Source organism: Jiangella anatolica (genome assembly GCF_003236295.1).
Classification (GTDB): domain Bacteria; phylum Actinomycetota; class Actinomycetes; order Jiangellales; family Jiangellaceae; genus Jiangella; species Jiangella anatolica.
The window spans coordinates 1-17,848 of sequence record NZ_POTW01000037.1 but is presented as its reverse complement, the minus strand read 5'-3'; the positions used below and the strand labels follow the sequence as shown (position 1 = coordinate 17,848).

The 17,848-nt window shown below is 73.9% G+C and carries 13 protein-coding genes; 4 read left to right on the top strand and 9 right to left on the bottom strand.

Annotated elements, in window-relative coordinates; genetic code table 11:
• Nucleotides 1-92: 92 nt before the first annotated feature.
• Nucleotides 93-923 (bottom strand): AraC family transcriptional regulator, encoded by an 831-nt coding sequence (locus C1I92_RS16370; protein WP_111255719.1) that lies wholly within the window; start codon nucleotides 921-923, stop codon nucleotides 93-95.
• A gap of 50 nt (nucleotides 924-973) precedes the next feature.
• Here C1I92_RS16370 and C1I92_RS16365 point away from each other — a divergent pair, with 50 nt between their 5' ends.
• Complete coding sequence (locus tag C1I92_RS16365; protein ID WP_111255718.1) at nucleotides 974-2,002, top strand: LacI family DNA-binding transcriptional regulator; 1,029 nt, start codon at nucleotides 974-976, stop codon at nucleotides 2,000-2,002.
• A 12-nt stretch (nucleotides 2,003-2,014) separates the two neighbouring features.
• On the opposite strand, the gene C1I92_RS16360 is transcribed toward C1I92_RS16365, so the two are convergent.
• From C1I92_RS16360 to C1I92_RS16330, 7 genes are all read right to left on the bottom strand, one after another.
• Nucleotides 2,015-2,980 carry a zinc-binding dehydrogenase gene (locus C1I92_RS16360; RefSeq protein ID WP_111255717.1) on the bottom strand — a complete coding sequence of 322 codons (966 nt, stop codon included), beginning with the start codon at nucleotides 2,978-2,980 and terminating at the stop codon, nucleotides 2,015-2,017.
• Nucleotides 2,964-5,036: a type 1 glutamine amidotransferase family protein gene (locus tag C1I92_RS16355; RefSeq protein ID WP_111255716.1), complete on the bottom strand. Its 2,073-nt coding sequence runs from the start codon at nucleotides 5,034-5,036 to the stop codon at nucleotides 2,964-2,966. The genes C1I92_RS16360 and C1I92_RS16355 overlap by 17 nt, the downstream gene beginning before the upstream one ends.
• A 33-nt stretch (nucleotides 5,037-5,069) precedes the next feature.
• On the bottom strand, nucleotides 5,070-5,987 hold the full coding sequence (locus C1I92_RS16350) for a sugar phosphate isomerase/epimerase family protein (protein ID WP_111255715.1): 918 nt from the start codon (nucleotides 5,985-5,987) through the stop codon (nucleotides 5,070-5,072).
• Nucleotides 5,984-6,742, bottom strand: a complete 759-nt coding sequence (locus tag C1I92_RS16345; RefSeq protein ID WP_111255714.1) for a phytanoyl-CoA dioxygenase family protein — start codon at nucleotides 6,740-6,742, stop codon at nucleotides 5,984-5,986. Before C1I92_RS16345 ends, C1I92_RS16350 begins: the two co-directional genes overlap by 4 nt.
• Nucleotides 6,743-6,862: 120 nt before the next feature.
• Nucleotides 6,863-7,936: a Gfo/Idh/MocA family protein gene (locus C1I92_RS16340; protein ID WP_111255713.1), complete on the bottom strand. Its 1,074-nt coding sequence runs from the start codon at nucleotides 7,934-7,936 to the stop codon at nucleotides 6,863-6,865.
• Between the two features lie 91 nt (nucleotides 7,937-8,027).
• Nucleotides 8,028-8,918 (bottom strand): nucleoside hydrolase, encoded by an 891-nt coding sequence (locus C1I92_RS16335; RefSeq protein ID WP_111255712.1) that lies wholly within the window; start codon nucleotides 8,916-8,918, stop codon nucleotides 8,028-8,030.
• Complete coding sequence (locus C1I92_RS16330; RefSeq protein ID WP_111255711.1) at nucleotides 8,903-9,571, bottom strand: ThuA domain-containing protein; 669 nt, start codon at nucleotides 9,569-9,571, stop codon at nucleotides 8,903-8,905. The genes C1I92_RS16335 and C1I92_RS16330 overlap by 16 nt, the downstream gene beginning before the upstream one ends.
• 146 nt (nucleotides 9,572-9,717) lie before the next feature.
• On the opposite strand from C1I92_RS16330, the gene C1I92_RS16325 reads away from it, so the two are divergent.
• The 3 genes from C1I92_RS16325 (at nucleotide 9,718) to C1I92_RS16315 (ending at nucleotide 17,400) form a co-directional block, all read left to right on the top strand.
• Nucleotides 9,718-12,870, top strand: coding sequence for an ATP-dependent helicase (locus C1I92_RS16325; RefSeq protein ID WP_111255710.1), 3,153 nt, complete (start codon nucleotides 9,718-9,720; stop codon nucleotides 12,868-12,870).
• Nucleotides 12,871-12,872: 2 nt separating this feature from the next.
• Nucleotides 12,873-16,103: an ATP-dependent helicase gene (locus tag C1I92_RS16320; RefSeq protein ID WP_111255755.1), complete on the top strand. Its 3,231-nt coding sequence runs from the start codon at nucleotides 12,873-12,875 to the stop codon at nucleotides 16,101-16,103.
• Between the two features lie 364 nt (nucleotides 16,104-16,467).
• Entirely contained in the window at nucleotides 16,468-17,400 is a 933-nt protein-coding gene (locus tag C1I92_RS16315) for an NUDIX hydrolase (RefSeq protein ID WP_111255709.1), read from the top strand.
• A gap of 2 nt (nucleotides 17,401-17,402) precedes the next feature.
• Here the strand turns inward: C1I92_RS16315 and C1I92_RS16310 are convergent.
• Nucleotides 17,403-17,848, bottom strand: a 446-nt coding sequence (locus C1I92_RS16310; protein ID WP_158564158.1) for a DUF222 domain-containing protein, incomplete at its 5' end; no start/stop codon positions are given.

The window sequence follows — 17,848 nt, the reverse complement described above, 5'->3', positions numbered from 1 at the left end:
GCCGGATGCAAATCGTTTGGCTCTCTGGCGGGAAGCATCGTTGCCGGTGCGTCCCGTGTCAAGGGATTGAGGTGGTTCTCGTCACACGGACGTCACATTTTCATGCTTTCGTGACCGGCCGACGGCGCGGCGCCGTACCGCCGGCGGTACGCCCGGCCGAAGTGCGACAGGCTGTTGAACCCGGAGGCGTGGCAGACCTCTGACACCGACAGCGCCGACGCGGCCAGCAGCGACCGCGCGAACCGCAGCCGGCGTTCCTGCAGGTAGAGCTGGAACGGCGTGCCCGTGAACTGCCGGAACCGCTCGCTGAAGTAGTTCGCGGACAGGTGAGCCCGCGCCGCGACGTCGGCCAGCGTGATCGGCTCGCGGAAGTGGCGGTCGACGAACAGCACCGCGTCGCGCAGCTGGTCCTCGCCGGCCGGACGACGCACGCGCGGACCGCTGCCGACGTCGCAGCGCCGGGCCAGCTCGACGACCAGGCCGGCGACCAGCGCCTCGACCAGCAGCGACGAGCCCAGCCGCGGCTCCTCGCACTCGGCCCGCAGGCGGCGCAGGTCGGGCCCGGCGCCGCCGAAGTCGTCGGCGCGCCACGGGAACCCGTGCACCGATGCCGGGCCGAGCGCGGCCAGCTGCCGTTCCATCAGGGCCGGCTCGATCACGGTGTTGTAGCAGTCCAGCGGCTCCGGCCCGAGCACGCGCAGCTCGTGCAGGTCGGCCGGGGAGAGCAGGAAGGCGCTGCCCGCGCCGATCGTGAGGGGCTCACCGTTCAGCACGTGCTCGGCGGTGCCGGAGAGCACCAGGCACAGCTCGTAGTAGTCGTGCCAGTGCACGCCGGCCGACGTCAGCCGCTGGCGGATCACCCGGGCGCCGAGGTCGACGGGCAGCAGCGACTCGACGGTGTACCTCTCGATCAGGTCGGTCATCGGCGCGCCCCGGTCGGCTCAAATCGATTTGACTCACGTAGAGTAGCGCCATGTCGTGGAGCGACCGGACCGAAGTGCCGGCGACGCCTGGTCGCGTCACCATCGCTCACGTCGCCGACCGCGCCGGCGTCAGCCCGACGACGGTCTCGCACGTCCTCTCGGGCAAGCGCGTCGTGAATGCGACCACCCGCGAGGTGGTGATGGCGGCGATCCGGGAGCTGGGCTACCGGCCCAACCACGTCGCGCGCAACCTGCGGACCCGGCAGTCGCACATGATCGCGATCGTCGTGCCCGACATCACCAACCCGTTCTACGCGGTGCTGACGCGGGGGCTCGCCGACGCGGTCGACTCGGCCGGGTACGGCACCTACGTCTGCAACACCGACGGCCAGCACGAACGCGAGCGCAAGTTCTTCGACGACGTCATGGACCGCGGGGTCGACGGCATCGTGTTCGCCTCCGGCGAGACCGCGTCGGACATCACGTTCGGGCCGGCCGAGGCCGCCACCCCGATCATCTGCATCGGCGACCACCTCGACCATCCGCTGTGCGACGCGATCACCCCCGACGACGAGGCCGGGTCGCGCGAGGCCACGGCGTTCCTGGCCGGCCGCGGCTACCGGCGCATCGCGATGATCCAGGGCCCGCAGCGCTACGGCGCGCAGCGCACCGCCGGCTTCCGGGCCGCGATGCAGGCCGCGAAGCACAAGGTGGTCCCCGAGCTGCTGGTGCGCGGCGACTGGACCCGCAAGGGCGGCTACCGGGCCATGCGGACGCTGATGGCGCTGGACTCGCCGCCGGACGCGGTGTTCTGCGCCAACGACCTGATGGCCATCGGCGCGCTGGACGTCGCGCACGAGCTCGACCTCGAGGTGCCCGGCGACCTGGCGATCATCGGGTTCGACGACGTCGACGCGGCCACCATCGTCACGCCGCAGCTCACCACCGTGCGCAACCCGGCCTACGAGGCCGGCAGCACCGCCGGCGACCTGCTGCTGAGCCGGCTGTCCGGCCGCTACTCCGGTGCCGGACGCACCGTCGTGCTGCCCTGCCCGCTCGTCGTCCGCGGCACCGCCTGACCGGGCTCACCCCTACGGGAGGGCGATCACCGCCTTCACGAAGCCGGCGGGCTTGTCGCGCAGCGTCGCGAACGCCTCGTCGACGCGTTCCAGCGGGAACCGGTGGGTGACCAGGCCGGCCATCGACAGGACGCCCGACGAGACCAGCCGCATGCCCGTCTCCATGCCGCGCAGGATCGTCTCCGGGTCGCGGAAATGGGCGTTGGCGATCGAGAACGCCATCCAGTTCCAGTGGCCCAGCGCGAGCTGCCGGGGCGCGCCAAGGTGGAAGCCGACGATCGCGATAGTGCCGCTCATCCGGGTCACGTCGCCGCAGGTGGTCAGCCCGGCCTGGGTGCCGGTGCACTCGAACGTGACGTCCGCGCCGCGGCCGCCGGTCCGCTCCCGGACGACGTCGGCCAGCGACTCCCGGGTGACGTCGACGACGCGGGCGGTGCCCAGCCGGCCGGCCCGCTCCAGCGCGTCGGGCCGGGTGTCGGCGACGATGACCTGGCGCGGCCCGCGCAGCGCGGTGAGCGCCTGCACGAGGTGGCCCATGAAGCCGGCGCCGATCACCACCACGTCGTCGCCGAGCCGGGGCGCGGCCAGCTCGACGGCGTTGACGGCGCACGCCAGCGGCTCGGCCAGCGCCTCGTCGAGCGGCCCGGCGCCGGCCGGGAAGCAGTGCGCCGCGCGCACGGTCACGTACTCGGCGAAGCCGCGCTCGGTGACCCAGACGCCGACCCGGTCGCCGACGGCCAGCCCGGCCGCCTCCGCGCCGAGCTCGGCGACGACGCCGCTCACCTCGTGGCCCAGGTAGAGCTCCTCGGCCGCGGCCGGCCCCTCGGCCCACCGGTCCAGCTCGCCGGCGCAGACGCCGGACGCGACCACGCGGACCAGCACCTCGTCCGGCCGTGGCCGGGGCACCGGCACGTCGTCGATCTCGAAGCGCTCCCGGCCCCGCAGCACCGCGATCCGCATGTCAGAGCTCACCGTCATGGAACACCACGATCGCGTAGACGCCCAGCCGGTCCAGCACCACGCCGTGCACGCCGTCCTCGCGGGTGACCTGCAGCGGCGTGCGGGACCCGTCGCTCGCGACGACGGTCGCGTACTGCTTGGCCTTGGGCAGCCGCACCCGCAGCGGCACGTCGGCGAGCGTGCGGACGGCGTCGGCCGCGGCGTCGTAGTCGTAGTTGACCAGGTGCAGCGCGCAGGAACCGTCGGCGAGCTGCTGCAGGTTCGCCGCGACCGAGACCGGCGTCTCGACCTGGCGGCCGTGCGGCAGCAGCTCGCCGGCCGACGTGCGCCCGGCCGGGCGGATCCGCGCGTCGCCGCCGAGCCGCGCCGCCAGCCGGTCCGTCGCGACGACGGTCCCGCCGCCGTCGAGGTAGCCCTCGACCGCCGCGGCCTGCTCCTCGGTGAGCGTGTGCACGTCGGGCAGCACGACGGTGGTGTAGCGCTCCAGCTCGGCCGCCGACGCGCGGTCCGGCGCCGTCACCCCGTCGGGCCAGATGACCACGTCGAACGGGACGGCCGCGTCGGCGAGCAGCCGCGTGACCGCACGGTAGGGCACCACGACCGACTCGTCGCGGCGGTTGGTGGTGTTGTCGCTCGCGTCGGCCTGGCCGATCAGCTCGCGGGTGCTGGCGACGCTGAACACGACGGCGACCTCGTTGGCGGTGCGGCGGGCGAACAGCCGCTCGTGATCGGCGAGGAAGGCCTGGATCTCGGTCGCGAGGCCGTGCGGCGCGTAGAAGGAGTCCTCGATGACGCTGCCCATCCAGGACCCGTAGGGCACCGACATGTTCGCGCCCAGCGCGGCCGCCTCGAACAGCGACAGCCGGAACAGGTCGTGGCCCCTGCCCTCGGCCAGCAGGCCGATCAGCTCAGGCACGACCCCGCCGTACGGGTTCTCGACGACCACGACGTCCTTGTCGCCGGCGAACGCCGCGACGTAGCGGTACCACTCCGGCTGCCGGTACGTCGTGTTGCGCATCTCGGTGATGATCAGGTCGACGTCGTCGGCGAGCGCGAGGTACATCGGCTCCAGGTTGAAGAAGTTCCCCGAGACGACGATCTCGCGGCCTGCCGAACGGGCGTACTCGCGGGCGTAGTCGGCCAGCTCGGCGAAGTACGCCTTGATCGACCGGCACTGGAAGGCGTAGTAGTCGCCGAACAGCGGCGTGGACTCCCGCCCGTCCTTGAAGTCGTAGCCCTGGGCGAGCAGCCACTCGCCGTAGTGGAACGTGGCCAGGTCGACGCCGTCGAGGGCGATGTCGACCTGCGACGGCTTCAGGCCCTGCAGGTATGCGCGGAACCCCTTCATGCAGTCCTTGCAGAAGCAGGCGCCGTACTGGAACGCGCCCATCGGCAGCTCGGCCTCGTCGAGCTGGATCCCGTCGACGCCGGCGTCGATCTGGATCCGGATGACGGCCTTGAGGTACTCGCGCCAGACCGGGTTGTTGCGGTCCATGTAGAAGCACTGGTGCTCGCGGTCCGGGCACTCCACCCAGTGCGCGTGGCACGGCTGCTGGTGGATGTCGCGGACCACGCACTCCTCGATCAGGTCGGTGACCGGCTCGCCGTCGCTGTCGACCAGCCCGTCCGGGAAGTAGTGCTCGACCGGCTTCCACAGCTTCGGGTAGCGGTTCGACGAGAACTCGCGCAGCCCCAGCCAGTCCCGCCTGCCGGCGCCGCGCAGCTCGTTGAGCGCGAGCACCTCGTCCTCGTCGTCGGACAGCTCGACGGGAAACTCCCAGCCCTGCGCCTCGAACACGATGCCGAGCACCTTGATCCCGCGCTCGTGGCAGGCGGCGATGAACTCGCTGTCGTTGACGAAGCCGTAGAACCGGGACCGCGCGTCCACCGGGCCGAACGCCTCCTGCTCCAGGTACGGCAGCGCCAGCGAGCCGCCGCCGAGCGAGGCCCAGACCAGCACCGTCGCGCGGTAGTCGACGAGGTCGTCGACCATCCGCAGCCGGCGCGGCGGCAGGCTCGGGTGATAGCAGTGCTGGCGGGGGAACCAGGCGTCGAAGTACACACCGCGGTGCATGGGGCAGCCTCTCGGGTCGGGACGGTGACGGGGTCAGGGCGCGAGGAGGGGGCCGAGGGTGCGCTCGGCGACGGCCAGGCCCTGGCGGACCTTGCCGGGCGTGCCGCTCCAGACCGGGTCCTCGTGCTCGACGGAGACCACGCCGTCGTAGCCGGTCCGGCGCAGGACGTCGATCAGGCGGCGCCAGTCCAGCCCGCCGAGGCCGGGGATCCGGTAGCGCCACCACCCGCTGCTCCACGGCTCCCGGCCGATGACCCGGCCGAAGACGCCGTAGCGGTCGCGGGCGGCGGCGTCCACCTCGACGTCCTTGGCCTGGACGTGCAGGACGCGGTCGGCGTGTGCCGCGAGCGCCGCGACCGGGTCGATGCCGAGCCACACCAGGTGCGACGGGTCGTAGTTGAGCCACAGGCCGAGCTCGGCCAGCCAGCCCCACAGCTCCGGCGAGTAGGCGAGGTTGGCCGGGTACCCGTCCGGGTGCCAGCCCTCCATCGGGCAGTTCTCGACGACCAGCCGGACGTCGCGGGCGGCCGCGTAGTCTACCAGCGGCGGCAGCACCTTCTCGGCCAGCCGGAGGTTCTCGGCGACGGTCCGGGACAGGTCGCGGCCCACGAACGTGCCGACCAGGCCGGCGCCCAGCAGCTGAGCGGCGTCGATGCAACGGCGCAGGTGCTCGTGCGTCGCCTCGCGGACGGCCGGGTCCTCGTGCAGGTTGTTCTCGTAATAGGCGACGGCGGACAGCTCCAGGCCGTGCTCGGCGAGCAGGCCGCGCACCCGGGCCGCCTCGGCCGCGTCGAAGGACTCGACGTCGAGGTGGCTGGCCTCCCAGTCGCGGCCGGGCCGGTCGGGCCAGGCCGCGACCTCCAGCGCGCCGTAGCCGTGCGCACCGGCCCACCCGGCGACGTCGGCGAGCGACTCGCCGGGCAGGCAGGCGGTGAGCAGGCCCAGCCTCATGCGCGGGCGGGCACGTTGGCGTAGTCGTTGCCGGCGAGGTCCCGGCCGCGGGCCAGCCAGATCTTCCAGCCCTCGTTCTGCGGCACGTCCTGCATCTTCACCGAGGACGGGAAGTAGCGCATCGTGTAGCCGGTGCGGCGGATCGCGCTGGTGTTGGCCCGGGCGCCGTGCACGATGCGTCCGTCGTGCATGGAGAACTCGCCCCGGCCGAGCTCGAAGTAGACCGCGCGGTCCTCGTCGACGCCGGCGAGGCCCGCGTGGAAGGTCTGCTCGGTCATGTCCGTCGGCTCGTAGTTCTCGGAGAAGCCGCCGTTCAGGTGCGAGCCCGGGATCACCCGCATGCAGCCGTTCTCCTTGAACGAGCCGTCCTCCAGCGCCAGCCAGATCGTGACGATGTTGTCGTAGTCGTCGAACCGGCCCTTCCAGAACGCGCTGTCCTCGTGCCAGGGCGTCGCGCGGCCGGTGAACGGGTCCTTGGAGATGAAGTGGCTGGACCACAGCGCGATGTCGGGGCCGACCAGCGGCTCGATCCAGTCCAGCACCTCGTCGGAGAGCAAGAAGTCCAGCAGCCGGTCATCGCGGTAGTGCGGCGTGTCCAGCTCGTCGGAGAGCTTGTCGCCCTTGTCGGCGAGGTGCTCGTTGAAGATCTGCTCCAGCCGGGTCAGGCGCTCCTCGGACAGCAGCTGGCGGCCGGGCAGCAGGTAGCCGTTCTCGCGGAAGAACGCGACGTCGGCGGGGGTCAGGGTCTCGGTCATCGCAGCGGCCTTTCTGGTCTGGTCGGGGTGTCCTTCTCGATGACTACGACGCTAGGCGCGAGGTCACCGCGGTCACGACGCCTTTCCTCGGGTCGACTCGACCTATCTTCGGCACAGCGGTCAGGCCCGGTCGAGGGCGCGGATGATGTCGATGAACAGCTCCATGTCCTCCACGTAGTCCTCGGGCGTGGTCTTCGGCGTGCCGCCGGTCGTGACGACCTCGTGGAAGTACTCCAGCTCGTGCGTGTAGGGGTCCTTGAGGTGCGGCCGCACGACCGAGCGCTCGTAGGAGTCGCCGGACGTGCGCTCGATCTCCAGGACGGTGGGGAAGTGCCGGACGTAGGGCGTGTCGTACTGCACCTTCATCGAGCCGCTCGCGCCGTACACCTCGATGTGGGCGTCGAAGCGCAGCTGGTCGTCGACGCCGGTCTCGTAGGTGACGACGAAGTCGCCGTAGTCGAGCAGCGCGACGACGTAGGAGCCGTTGCGCCACATCCTCGCCGCCGCCACCTCGCGCGGCCGGCCGATCAGCTCCCGCATGGCCGACAGGTCGTGGCTGCCCAGGCCGCAGAGCAGGCCGTAGGTCCAGCCGATCTCCTCGGGCACGTCGCCGATGGCCTCGCGGACCAGCGCGGCCCGGCGGGCCCACTTCTCCTCGATCAGGTCCGGCGGCACGTCGCCGGGCCGCTCGACGTACGCGGTCTGGTCGATGATCAGCCGGTTCTCGCCGATCACGTCGTGCACCCGGACGTAGCGGATCGGGCCCAGCGTGGGCAGCCGGGCGACCGCCTCGGTGAAGGCCGGCGCGAACCGGCGCATGTAGGCGACCATGACGGTCTTGCCGGACCGGTCCCGGGCGGCGATGATCTCCCGCGCCTCCCGCGGGCTGAGGCACATGGGCTTCTCGACCAGCACGTGCAGCCCCGCGTCCAGCGCGGCGACGACGCACTCGGCGTGGTACTCGTCGCTGTTGAGCACGAAGACGCAGTCCAGCGCGCCGTTGGCGATCAGGTCGGTGAAGTCGCCGTAGCGGTCCTCGACGCCGTATCGGTCGCCCACGCTCTTGAGCAGGCCGGGGGAGATGTCGCAGATCGCGGTCAGCTCGAACTGGCCGGGCAGCGACTCGATGATGGGCAGGTGGATGAGCTGGGCGACCTCGCCCAGGCCGATGACTCCGACGCGCAGGGTGCTCACTTCTGTCCTATCGGTCGTCGCGATACTGCAAATCGGTTTGGTAGTCGCAAACTAGGCCCTGCGCACCCGCCGGTCAATGGCCGTCCCGCGGTTACGGCAGCGCCGCCATGCGCTCGGTGAAGAGCGCGGTGAACGCCTCGACGTCGACGGCGGTGGCGATCCGGCAGTTCGGCGCCGGTGGGTTCTCCCACATCAGCAGGTCCGCGATCGCCACGCCGCGGGTCACCCGTCCGGCCGTCTCGACGGCGACGTGCGCGTCCTGCCAGGTGACGAGGTCCGGACGGGTCACGACGGCCACGGCGAGCGGGTCGTGCAGCGCGCAGCTGTCCTGTTCGAGCTGGTCACGCGGCTTGGTGCGGTTCTGGGCGTCGATCCAGCCCTCGATGTGGGTGGCGGCGAACCGGCCGAACTCCCCGCCGGCGGCCAGGGCCTTGGTGTCCGCACGGGACAGCCGGACCTTCCGCGTGACGTCGAGGCCGACCAGCCGGAGGGCCGCGCCGCTGGTGAGCACCGCCTGCGCGGCGTCGGGGTCGCACCAGAAGTTGTACTCGCCCGGCATCGCGGCGACGTTGGTCTGCTCGAGGAAGACGCCGCCCATGACGACGATCTCGCGGGCGGCCGCGGCGACCCGCGGGTCCGACGCCACCGCCCGGGCGACGTTGGTCAGCGGCCCGATGGCGACGACCGTCAGCTCGCCGGGCTCGGCCAGCAGCCGTCGGGCGATCTCCGCCGCGGCGTCGCCGCCGGCCGGCGCGCCCTCGACCACCGGGACGTCGGCGTGGCCGAGCAGCTCGAGCAGCTCCCGGGTCAGCCGGGTCGAGGTCGCGACGTCGCTGTTGCCGCTCACGGTCGTGACCAGCTCGACCCGCAGGCCGGGGTCGGCGAGCGCGAGCGCCAGCGCCAGGCCGTCGTCGATGTCCGCGCCCGGCGCGCCCATCGCCAGGTCGGTGTCCAGGAGGATGCGCGTCAGCGGCTGGCCCACAGCAGGCCCCGCTCGGTCAGCGTGCGCACGTCAGGGTGGTCGAGGTCGTCGAGCTTGTGCCCGACGGTGCTGACGAAGACCTTCCCCCTGCCCCAGCGCCGGGTCCAGACGGCGGGGCAGGTCACGGCCTCGCGCCACGGCGTCCCCTCGGCGGGCTGGAAGGTGGTCGTGGCGAGGACCTCGTTCAGCCCGTCCGTGAGCACCCAGTACTGCTCGGTGTCGAGCGACCAGCGCGGGCTCAGGCCGGCGACCAGCTCGTGTCGCGCCTGCTCCGGGACCACCTCGACGTCGTACCGGACGAACCCGCCGGGATGCGCGGCCCACTGGCCGCCGACGAGGTGCAGATAGTCGGGCGAGCCGCGGTAGGAGTCGCAGATGCCGCCGTGCCAGCCGGCCAGGCCGGTGCCGTTGGCGACGGCGGCGGACAGCCCGAGCACCTGCTCGTCGGTGGCCTCGCCCTGCGTGAAGCACTGGACGACGAGGTCGGTCGCGGCCAGCCGGTCGGCGTCGGCGTACACCTCCGGCCCGTCGTGGACGTCGACGTCGAAGCCGTGCTCCTTCAGGTGTGGAACGAACCGGTCGGTGGCCTCGACCGGGCTGTGTCCGTCCCAGCCGCCCCGCACGATCAGGGCCCGGCGCGTTCCAGTGTCCATGCGGTTCCTCCCTCGGGGTGATCCGCTCGCACCCTAGCCAATCGATTTGCGAAGGTCCAGCGATCGGCGCGGGACCGCGACCTTGTCGGCACCGCGTGGTGGGATGGGACCGAACCACCCGGACGACAGGAAAGGAGCGGCTCTCCGTGAGGCGACCCGCAGCCGTCCGGCTGGTGCGCACCGTCCGTCCCGACGCCCCGCCGGTGCGTCTCGACGACGCGCAGCGGGCCGCCGTCGAGCACCGTGGCGGGCCGTTGCTGCTGCTGGCCGGGCCGGGCACCGGCAAGACGACGACGCTGGTCGAAGCGGTCGCGCACCGGGTCGAGCACGACGGCCTCGACCCGGGCGAGATCCTGGTGCTGACGTTCAGCCGGCGGGCCGCCGGTGAGCTGCGCGAGCGCATCGCCCGCCGGCTCGGCCGCACCATCCGCGAGCCGCTGGCCCGCACGTTCCACTCCTACGCGTTCGGCCTGCTCAGGCGCGAGGCGATCGCGCAGGGCGAGCCGTCGCCGCGGCTGCTCGGCGGCGCGGAACAGGACGTGCTGATCCGCGAGCTGCTGCGCGGCGACGTCGAGCAGCTGGGCGCGGACTACTGGCCCGATCACCTGCGCCCGGCGCTGCTGACCCGCGGGTTCGCCGCCGAGTTGCGCGACTTCCTGATGCGAGCGGTTGAGCGCGGCCTGGGCGCTGATGACCTTGTCGAGCTGTCCGTTCAGCACCGGCGCGACGACTGGCGGGCCGCCGCCCGGTTCGCCGAGCAGTACGGCGCCGTCACCGCGTTCCGCTATCCGCCGACGTACGACCAGGCCGAACTGGTGCGGGCCGCCGCCGGCCTGCTCCGCGACGACGCCGACCTGCTGGCACGGGAGCGGCAGGCGCGCGCATTCGTCGTCGTCGACGAGTACCAGGACAGCGACCCGGCGCAGGAGGAGCTGCTGGCGCTGCTGGCCGGGGGCGGCCGCGAGCTGCTCGTCGTCGGCGACCCCGACCAGTCGATCTACGGCTTCCGCGGCGCGGAGCCCGAGGCGATCCGCCGGTTCGCCGACCGCTTCCCGGCCGCCGACGGCTCGCCCGGGCGGGTGCTGGCGCTGACGGTCTCGCGCCGTTGCGGGCCCCGGCTGCTGACGGCGTCGCGACGGGTCGCGGCCCGGCTCGGCGGGCTGAGCCGGCACCGCGAGCTGCGCCCGGACGGCGCCGCGCACGGCGACGACCGGGCCACCGTGCACTTGCTGGCCAGCGCCAGCCAGGAGGCCGCGTTCGTCGCCGGCCGGCTGCGGGCGGCGCACCTGCTCGACGACGTGCCGTGGGACTCGATGGCGGTGCTGGTGCGCAGCGCGTCCGCCATCCCGGTACTGCGCCGCGCGCTGGCCGGCGCCGGTGTCCCGGTGAGCGTGCGCATCGACGACGTGCCGCTGGTCGACCAGCCGCCGGTGCGGGCGCTGCTGACGGTGCTGGAGCTGGCCACCGGGCTGCGCGAGCTGGACGTCGAGACCGCGCTGGACCTCATCACCGGACCGCTGGGCGGCGCCGACGCGCTCGCCGTGCGCCGGCTGCGGCAGGAGCTGCGCGCCCACGAGCTGACCGCCGGCGGCGGACGCGCCTCCGGCGAGCTGCTGGTCGAGGCGCTGGCCAGCCCCGACGAGCTGCGCTTCCTCGACGACCGCGCGGTCGCCCCGGCCACGCGGATCGCCGGCCTGCTCACCGCCGCCCGCGAGGCCGCCGCGGCCGACGGCGCCACCGCCGAGGACGTCCTGTGGGCGGTCTGGACCGGGTCCGGGCTGGAGGCGCGCTGGACCCGCGCCGCGCTGTCGCGGGGACGGGCCGCGCCGGCCGCCGACGCCGACCTCGACGCCGTCGTCGCCCTGTTCGACGCCGCCGCCCGGTTCGTCGACCGGATGCCCGGCGCCCGGCCCGAGGGGTTCGCCGAGCACCTGCGCGACCAGCAGCTGCCCGCCGACACCTACCGCCCGGGCGGGCCGCAGGCGGCGACCGTCACGATTCTGACCGCGCACGCCGCCAAGGGCCTGGAGTGGGACGTCGTCGTGGTCGCCGGCGTGCAGGAGGGCGTCTGGCCGGACGTGCGCGAGCGCGGCAGCCTGCTGGGCACCGAGTCGCTGGTCGACCTCGTCGCGCACCGCGACGACTCCGCCGTCACCCGGGCCAGCGCCCGGCTGGCCGAGGAGCGCCGGCTGTTCTACGTCGCCGTCACCCGGGCGCGGCAGCGGCTCTACGTCACCGCCGTCTCCAACGAGGAGTCCCAGCCGTCCCGGTTCCTCGACGACATCGACCCGCTGCCCGCCGACGGCGCCGTCGAGCGGCTGGTGCAGCCGCCGGGGCGCGGGCTGGACCTGCCCGCCGTCGTCGCCGAGTTGCGCGGCGTCGTCTGCGACCCGGCCGAGCCGGAGGAGCGCCGGCGCGGCGCCGCCCACCAGCTGGCCCGGCTGGCCGCCGCCGGCGTGCCGCAGGCCGACCCGGACGAGTGGTACGGCCTGCGCCCGGTCTCGGTCACCGAGCCGCTCGGTCACCCGGACCGGCCGGTGCGGGTGTCGCCGTCGAAGGTCGAGGAGTTCAACCGGTGCGAGCTGCGCTGGCTGCTCAAGGCCTGCGGCGCCACCGACTCCGACCTGCGCCGGGCCGGTGTCGGCTCGCTCGTGCACGACCTCGCCGAGCGGGCCGCCACCGAGGGCTGGTCCGACGACAAGCTGCTCACCGAGCTGGACAACTCCTGGCCGGGCATCGACGCCGGCGAGGGCTGGGTGGCCGCGCGCGAGTACGGCCGGGTCCGCGACATGGTGCAACGGCTGGGCCGCTGGCTGCGCGAGAACCCGCGCACGCTGGTCGGCGCCGAGCTCGACTTCGACGTCCGGGTGGGCGACGCGCGGCTGGTCGGCCGGGTCGACCGCCTCGACGCCGACGACGAGGGCCGGCTGGTGGTCGTCGACTACAAGACCGGTGTGTCCGCGCCCACCGGCGCCGAGGTCGAGGAGCACGCGCAGCTGGCCGCGTACCAGCTGGCCATCGTCGAGGGCGGGTTCGACGCCGCGGCCGGCGGCGAGCGGCGGGCCGGGGGAGCGAGCCTGGTGCAGCTCGGCAAGGACGCCAAGGGCCGGGCGAAGGAGCAGCTGCAGGGCGCGCTGCCCGACGACGGCGAGCCGACCTGGGCGCACGAACTGATGGAGCGCACCGCCGCCGGCATGCGGCAGCCGGCGTTCCGCGCGGAGAAGGGCGGCTGGTGCGGGTACTGCCCGGCCCGGCCGTCCTGCCCGGTCTGGCCCGAGGGCGAGCAGGTGACGCCGTGACGATGACGTCGTCGATCTGGCCGGCCGACCTCGCCCGCCGGCTCGGCCAGCCGGACCCGACCCCGCAGCAGGCGGACGCCATCGCCGCGCCGCTCGCGCCGGGGGTCGTCGTCGCCGGCGCCGGATCCGGCAAGACCGAGACCATGGCCGCCCGCGTCGTCTGGCTGGTCGCGAACGGCCTGGTCCGGCCCGAGGACGTGCTGGGCCTGACGTTCACCCGCAAGGCCGCGCGCGAGCTGGCCGCCCGGATCCGCCGCCGGCTGGCCCAGCTGGCCGCCCGCGGGCTGGTGCCGCACGAGGTCCTCGACGGCGAGCCGACGGTGCTGACGTACGACGCCTACGCCGGGCGCATCGTCGCCGAGCACGCGCTGCGGCTGGGCCGCGAGCCCGGCGCCCGGCTCGTCACCGAGGCGGTGGCCTGGCAGTACTCGCAGCGGGTCGTGTCGTCCTACGACGGCGACATGGAGGCCGTCGGTTACGCGCCGTCCACCGTCGTGCAGAAGGTGCTCGACCTGCACGCCGAGCTGGCCGGGCACCTCGTCACGCCCGAGCAGGTCGAGGAGTACGCCGCGCGGCTGCGCGAGCGGATCGAGGCGCTGCCGAAGGCCAAGGGGCAGCGCACCAAGGACCTGCTCTACGCCGACGTCGCCAAGGGCCTGGCCGTGCAGGACACCCGGGTGGCGCTGCTGCCCGTCGTCGCGGAGTTCCGCGCCCGCAAGCAGGCCGACGAGGTGCTCGACTTCGCCGACCAGGCCGAGCTGGCCGCCACCCTGGCGGCCAGGTTCCCCGAGGTCGGCGAGGCGGAGCGGGCGACGTACGGCGTCGTGCTGCTCGACGAGTACCAGGACACCAGCCACGCCCAGCTGGTGCTGCTGCGGTCGCTGTTCGGTGGTGGCCATCCGGTCACCGCGGTCGGTGACCCGTGCCAGTCCATCTACGGCTGGCGCGGCGCCAGCGCCGGCACGCTGACGTCGTTCCGCCGCGAGTTCCGGGCGTCGGGCGACGGCGAGCTCGCCCGGCTCGACTCGCTGACCACCAGCTTCCGCAACGGCGCCGAGATCCTGCAGGTCGCGAACCGGCTGTCGCAGCCGCTGCGGGAGCAGGGCCTGGACGTGCCGGAGCTGACCGCGTTCCCCGGCCTGCCGCCGTCCACCGTCGTCGCGTCGCTGCACCTCACCGCCGACGACGAGGCCGCCGACGTCGCACGGCGGGCGCGCGCGTTCTGGGACGCCTCCGAGCCCGGCCGGACCGCGGCCGTGCTGGTCCGCACCCGTAGCCAGATCCCGCGGCTGGAGTCGGCGCTGCGTGCGGTGGACCTGCCGGTCGAGGTCGTCGGCGTCGGCGGGCTGCTGGCGACGGCCGAGGTCGGCGACGTGGTGGCGACGCTGCGGGTGGTGAACGACCCGTCCCGCGGCGACGCGCTGATGCGGCTGCTCACCGGCTCGCGCTGGCGCATCGGGCCGCGCGACCTCGACGCCCTGGCCCGCTGGGCGCGGCGGCTGGGCCGGCCCGACGACGACGCCGGCGGCGCGCGCCGTCCGGCCCTGACCATGCGCGAGGCGACCGCCGAGGGTATCACGCTGGACGAGGTCGACGAGCTGAGCATCGTCGACGCGCTCGACGCGCTGCCGCAGGGCGGCGACTGGTTCTCACCCGACGGCGACCGCCGGCTGCGGGCGCTGTCGGCGGAGCTGCGCGAGCTGCGCACCCGCACCGGCCAGTCGCTGACGGAGCTGGTGCACGACGTGCAGCGCACCCTCGGCCTCGACGTCGAGCTGGCCGCCCGGCGCGGCCCCGGCGGCCGGGCCAACCTCGACCGCTTCCTCGACGTCGCGGCGGAGTTCGAGAACACCGACCACGGCGGCGGCACGCTGTCGGGGTTCCTCGCCTACCTCGACGCCGCCGAGACCGCCGAGCGCGGCCTGGCACCGGGCGAGGTGGAGGTCTCCGGCGACCGCGTCCAGGTGCTGACGGTGCACGGCGCGAAGGGCCTGGAGTGGGACGCCGTCTTCGTCACCGGGCTGGTCGACAAGGTGTTCCCGGCCGGCGGCGAACGGCAGCGGGCCTGGCTCGGCGACCCCGGCGAGCTGCCGTACGCGCTGCGCGGTGATGCCTCGTCGCTGCCGCCGCTGGACCTCTCCGAGGCCGCCGACCAGGTCGGCGTCCGCGACGCCGTCGACGCGTTCTACGGCGACGCCGCGGCCGCGGCCCGGCTGGAGGAGCGCCGGCTGGCCTACGTCGCCGTCACCCGGGCCCGGCGGCTGCTGGTCTGCTCCGGCTACTGCTGGGACGACGCCACCCGGCCGCGCGAGCTGTCGATGTTCCTGCACGAGATCAAGGTCGCGTGCGAGGACGGCGCCGGCGAGATCGGCGTGTGGGTGCATGCGCCGGAGGACGACGACGTCAACCCACTGACCCAGCAGGTCCGCGAGCTGCGCTGGCCATACGACCCGCTCGGGCAGCGGCGTGCGCTGCTGGAGCACGGCGCCGCGCTGGTCCGGGCGACGCAGGGCGCCGTCGACGGCGTGCTGTTCGACCTCGCGCAGCCGGCCACCGAGTGGGACGCCGAGGTCGAGCGGCTGCTGGCCGAGCGGGAGCGGAACTCCTCGCTGCGGCCCATCGACGTCGCGCTGCCCGAGCACCTGTCCGTGTCGCAGCTGGTGGCGCTGCGGGAGAGCCCGGAGGGCCTGGCCCGGGCGCTGCGCCGCCCGGTCCCGCGGCAGCCCGCGCCGCTGGCCCGCCGGGGCACGCTGTTCCACGCCTGGCTGGAGTCCCGCTGGGGCGCGCCGCGCCTGGTCGACGTCGACGAGCTGCCCGGCTACGCCGACGACGGCGCCGCGCCGGACCGCGAGCTGGCGTCGCTGCAGGAGGCGTTCCTGGCCAGCGCGTGGGCCGGGCGCACCCCGGTCGAGGTCGAGGCGCCGTTCGAGCTGCTGGTCGGCGGCGTGCTGCTGCGCGGCCGGGTCGACGCCGTGTTCGGCACCGACGACGGCGGCATCGACGTCGTGGACTGGAAGACCGGGCGGCCGCCGGCGACCGACGAGGAGGCCGCCACACGCACCGTCCAGCTGGCGGCGTACCGGCTGGCCTTCGCCCGGCTCTACGACCTGCCGCTGGACCACGTCGGCGCCGCGTTCCACCACGTGCGTCAGGACGTCACCGTCCGGCCGGCCGACGTCATGGACGAGGCGGAGCTGACGGCGCTGGTGACGGCGGTGCCGGTGGCCGAGTAGACATCACGATGGTCGCCGGGCCGGTCCGCCCTGCGGGCGCCGGTCCGGCAACCATCGCGCTCCCGTCGCTCCGTCCCCGTCGAGCCCTGTCGGGAGGCGCGTCCCCGGCCGCTGCGCGAGTGTCGCGGCCACGGGACCTATGACCACCACTGTGGTCAATCCGGGGATGATCCTCCAGGTCACCGGCCGAACTGTGACGATCAGCCGGATTCTGTGACGAAATACGGAGTTGGGCGCTCCGGCGTCCCGGCCGAAGTGCGCATCATACCTGCTCGCGCACCGTTTGGCAGTAGAAATGACTCGTTGTCTCGGTCCCGGAGATGCCACTTGATCGCCTCGGCTCGCCGGGCGACACTCCTGTCTCGTGACCCCCGCGCTGAAACCGCTGCGCCGCATCGCCGCGTACGCCGTCTGCCTCGACGCGTCCAAGCGCGTGCTGCTGATCCGCGAGTCGGTGCGGTCGGGGACACCGGGCGTGTGGACGCTGCCCGGCGGGAGCGTGCTGCACGGCGAGCACCCGCGCGACGCCGTCGTCCGGGAGGCCGCGGCGGAGTCCGGGCTGCTGCTGCGCGCCGTCGCGCCGATGGACGTGCTGGCCGACACCCGGTCGCGGCCGCACCGCGAGGTCACCCTGCACACCGACCGCATCCTGTTCGAGGCCGAGGTGATCAGCGGCGAGCCGGAGCCGCTGTCGCCGATGGTCGACGACGTCCGCTGGGTCAGCCTGGACGAGGCCGCGACGCTGCAGCTGCGCCCGTTCGTCGCGCAGATCCTCAAGCTCCCGCTGTCGACGGTGGACCTGCCGCCGGAGCGGATGCCCGAGCTGCCCGGCTTCCACATCCAGCAGGCGGCCGACGGCCGGCACACCGTGCAGCGGTTCGCCGCGTACGGGCTGGTCCGCGACCCGCGCGGGCGGATCCTGCTGACCCAGGTCGCCGACGGCTATCCCGACGCCGGCTGCTGGCACCTGCCCGGCGGCGGCACCGACTTCGGCGAGCAGCCGGCGCAGGCGCTGCTGCGCGAGCTGCACGAGGAGACCGGTCAGGTCGGCCGGGTCCGCCGGCTGCTCGGCGTCGCCAGTCACCGCGAGCCCGCGCAGGTCGGCCCGGAAGGCTTCGCCATCGACTGGCACGGCGTCCGCCCCTACTACGACGTCGTCGTCGACGAGCCGGGCGAGGTCGTCCTCGCCGACGTCGGCGGCTCCACCGTCGGCGCCCGCTGGTTCGACCCGGCCGCCGTCGCCGACCTCGCGCTGACCGCCGTCACCACCGAGGCCCTCCGCGCGGTCGCCTCCTGACCTCAGGACGAGGCGCGGTGCTCGCCGTTGCCGCCGTTGCCGTTCTCGCCGTCCATCGCGTCGTCGAGCCAGCGGCGCAGCTGCGCCTCGGTGAGCTGCGGCGCCCGGGCCAGCGCGACCGCCTCGACCGCCAGCCGCGTGGCCTGGCCGAGCCGGCGGGTGCGCTGGGCGATGACCCGCGCCTTCGCCAGCGTGATGCGACCCTCGTCCAGGGCGGTGAGCGTGGCCCGCAGTCCGCTCACGAGCTCGACGGCGAGCGCGACGAGCTCGGTGGCGGCGTCGAGCTCCAGGTGCAGCGACTCGGCGACGGTGACGGCGGTCGCCGGGCCGCCCGGCGGGTCGGTGCGGCCGGCCAGCTCGGCGATGACGCGTGCCTGCATCGCGTCGAGATGGGCGCCCTGACGCTGGAACGCGGCTGCGACGCGGGGGAGGTCGCGGCGGGCCAGGG